Annotated in this window: 3 protein-coding genes; all 3 read right to left on the reverse strand. The window is 68.7% G+C overall.

Annotated features, from left to right (window positions below):
• Positions 1 to 88: 88 nt before the first annotated feature.
• From chrA to DYI24_RS25140, 3 genes are read right to left on the reverse strand one after another with little or no spacing between them, the layout of a single operon-like run.
• Entirely contained in the window at positions 89 to 1,312 is a 1,224-nt protein-coding gene (gene chrA, locus DYI24_RS25130; protein ID WP_164574251.1) for a chromate efflux transporter, read from the reverse strand.
• The gene (locus DYI24_RS25135) at positions 1,309 to 2,202 is read right to left on the reverse strand and encodes an SDR family NAD(P)-dependent oxidoreductase (protein WP_164574252.1); all 894 of its coding nucleotides are present in this window, start codon (positions 2,200 to 2,202) and stop codon (positions 1,309 to 1,311) included. The genes chrA and DYI24_RS25135 overlap by 4 nt, the downstream gene beginning before the upstream one ends.
• Positions 2,203 to 2,238: 36 nt before the next feature.
• A complete protein-coding gene (locus tag DYI24_RS25140) occupies positions 2,239 to 2,322 on the reverse strand; it encodes an amino acid permease C-terminal domain-containing protein (RefSeq protein WP_349627817.1) in 84 nt (27 codons plus the stop codon).
• Position 2,323 lies beyond the last annotated feature (1 nt).

The raw sequence follows: 2,323 nt of genomic DNA on the forward strand, positions 1-2,323 counted from the left end.
CGGCGGCGGTGCGTTCGCGGCGGCGCTGGCCAAGGCGGCCGAGAAGGGCCGCAGCAAGGGGCGGTGAGCGCTTTACCGCTTCCTGCGCTTAGCCGAACAGCGCGCCGGCGATTCCCGCCGCCGCGCTGAAGGCGACGACAACGAGCGGCGGCACGCGCCAGATCGTCAGTAGCGCAAAGCCGGTGAGCGCGACCGCGACGTCGGCCGTGCCGCGCATCGTGCTGGTCCAGACCGGGCTATATAGTGCGGCGCCGAGCAGGCCGACTACGGCGGCATTGACCCCGCGCATCATCGCCTGCGCGGCCGGATAGCGCCGCAGTCCATGCCAGAACGGCAGCACGCCGAGCAGGATCAGGAAGCCCGGCAGGAAGATGCCGACCAGACCGATCGCCGCGCCGAGCAGTCCTCGGACCGGCGCCGCGATCGCGCCCAAGTAAGCGGCGAAGCTGAACAGCGGTCCCGGCACGGCCTGCGCCGCGCCGTAGCCGGCGAGGAACGCGTCGTCGCTCACCCAGCCCGGCCCGACGAACGCATCGCGGAGCAGTGGCAGCACCACATGGCCGCCGCCGAACACGAGCGCACCCGAGCGATAGAACGCATCGAACGCCGCAATGATCGACGATCCGCTCAGTTGAGCGAGGAGCGGCAAGCCGAGCAACAGCACGACGAAGCCGAGTAGCGCGGCCACGCCGACCGGCCGTGATACCCGCGCCCCGACGTCGCCGAAGTTCTGCAGCGCGTCGCTGCGGCACCACAACATCCCGGCCATCGCGCCAAGCGCGATTGCGCCGAGCTGAGCGACCGGCAGGGTGCTGAGGAGTACGATCAGAGCTGCCGCCACCGCGATGGTCGCGCGCTCGCGATCCGGACAAAGCTGTCGCGACATCCCCCACACCGCCTGGGCGACGATCGCCACCGCCGTCAGCTTCAGCCCGTGCAGCAGGCCGGTGCCGAGCGGGCCGTCGAGCGCGGCGGCGCCATAAGCGAACAACACCAGCGCAAGCGCCGATGGCAGCGTGAATCCCGTCCAGGCGGCGAGCGCGCCGAGAGCGCCGGCGCGCTTGAGGCCGATCGCGAATCCGACCTGACTGCTGGCGGGGCCGGGCAGGAATTGGCATAGCCCGACCAGATCGCCGTAGCTCTGCTCGTCAAGCCAGCGCCGCCGGACGACGAACTCGTCGCGGAAGTAACCCAGATGCGCGATCGGCCCGCCGAAACAGGTGAGGCCGAGCTTGAGAAACACAAGCAGCACTTCTTGCGGGGTGCCGCTCGGCGCTTGCTGCGCCGCGGACGTCGCGGGAGGAGGCGTCACGGCGTCTCCTGGCCGATGCCGGTTTGCGGCGGTGACAGTCCGGTCAGTCGCTCACTGATCTCCCACAGCCGCCGATTGGCTTCGGTGTCGAGCGCCTGGGCCGGGGCGGGAATCGTCTTGCGATCCGCGAAGTACTGACCGCTGACGCCCGTAAGCTCCGGTGCGTTGGAGAGATGCAGCACGCGCCGGGCGGCGGTTTCGGCTGTCGGGATCGCCCAACCGCCGAACTTGATCAGCAGCTTCCAGAACAGGCCCTGGGCGCCGTCGGTGCCGCCGAGGTTGGATTTGAACACGCCGGGGAATACGCAATTGACGGTCACGCCGCTGCCTTGCAGGCGGCGCGCCAGTTCGAAGGTGAAGTGAAGGTTGCCGAGCTTGGACTGCGCGTAGCCCTTCATCATGCCGTAGGGGCGCTTGTCCCAGTTGAGGTCGTCAAAATCGATTTCTGCGTCGATGCGGGTGCCGACATTGACGATCCGCGCCGGTGCGCTGGCCTTGATCAGGTCGAGCAGCAGGTTGGTGAGCAGGAACGGGCCGAGGTGATTGGTCGCCAGCGCGCATTCGATGCCTTGGGGGCTCAGCCGCCGCTCCGCAAAGGCGGTGCCGGCGTTGTTGATGAGCAGATGCAGCCGGTCGAAGCGGTCGCGCACCGCCTGCGCCAGAGCGCGGACGGAGACCTGATCGGCCAGATCGGCAACGAACAGGTGCAAGTCTTGATTGCCGGTGGCGGCGCGAATATCCGCGAGCGCTACTTCGCCGCGGGCGCGGTCGCGTGACACCAGCCCGACACGCAGGCCATCAGTCGCCAGCGCGGTGACGATGGCCTTGCCGAGGCCGGAATTGGCGCCGGTGACCAGTGCGGTGCGTTGATGCTCGGCGCTCGTGCTCATCGGATGCCCTCCTGGCCGTTGTCCGCCGAGCCTAGTCTAGCGCCCCGCGGGCTTGCTGTGATGACGGCCGTACAGGAAGTAGATCGCAAGACCGATCGCCAGCCACACCCCGAGCCGTATC

Origin of the sequence: Rhodopseudomonas sp. BR0C11 (assembly GCF_010820945.1) — a bacterium.
Classification (GTDB): Bacteria; Pseudomonadota; Alphaproteobacteria; order Rhizobiales; family Xanthobacteraceae; genus Rhodopseudomonas; species Rhodopseudomonas palustris_H.